Annotated in this window: 1 protein-coding gene; it reads right to left on the minus strand. The window is 61.3% G+C overall.

Annotated features, from left to right (window positions below; translation table 11 throughout):
* The coding region (gene tuf / locus WG899_RS22275) for an elongation factor Tu (protein ID WP_339597826.1) at positions 1–875 on the minus strand (875 nt) is incomplete at both ends.

An 875-nucleotide genomic window follows, 5' to 3' on the forward strand; every position in this document is an offset into this window, starting at 1 on the left:
GGCTTGCTCAGCACTTGGCCGCGCTCGACGTCTTCGCGCTTGGTGCCGCGCAGCAAGATGCCGACGTTGTCGCCTGCTTGACCTTGGTCCAGCAGCTTGCGGAACATTTCCACGCCAGTGACGGTGGTCTTCTGAACGTCGCGGATACCCACGATTTCGATTTCTTCACCGACCTTGATGATGCCGCGCTCGATACGGCCAGTCACCACAGTGCCGCGACCCGAGATCGAGAACACATCTTCCACCGGCAACAAGAAAGCACCGTCCATAGCGCGCTCAGGCGTCGGGATGTAGCTGTCCAGCGCGTCGGCCAGACGGAAGATGGCCTGCTCGCCCAGATCGCCCGTATCGCCTTCCAGAGCCAGCTTGGCCGAACCCTTGATGATGGGGGTGTCGTCGCCAGGGAAGTCGTACTTGGACAGCAGCTCGCGCACTTCCATTTCGACCAGTTCCAGCAACTCAGCGTCGTCCACCATGTCGCACTTGTTCAGGAAGACGATGATGTACTTCACGCCGACCTGACGAGCCAACAGGATGTGCTCGCGAGTCTGGGGCATTGGGCCGTCAGCGGCCGAGCACACCAGAATAGCGCCGTCCATCTGAGCAGCGCCGGTGATCATGTTCTTCACATAGTCAGCGTGGCCGGGGCAGTCCACGTGGGCGTAGTGACGGCCAGCGGTTTCGTACTCGACGTGAGCGGTGTTGATCGTGATGCCGCGAGCCTTTTCTTCAGGCGCAGCGTCGATCTGGTCATAGGCCTTGGCCTCGCCGCCGAACTTCTTCGACAGCACGGTTGCGATCGCAGCCGTCAGGGTGGTCTTGCCATGGTCCACGTGACCGATGGTGCCGACGTTGACGTGCGGCTTGGTGCGTTC

Origin of the sequence: Paucibacter hankyongi (assembly GCF_037482915.1) — a bacterium.
Lineage (GTDB): Bacteria > Pseudomonadota > Gammaproteobacteria > Burkholderiales > Burkholderiaceae_C > Paucibacter_A > Paucibacter_A hankyongi.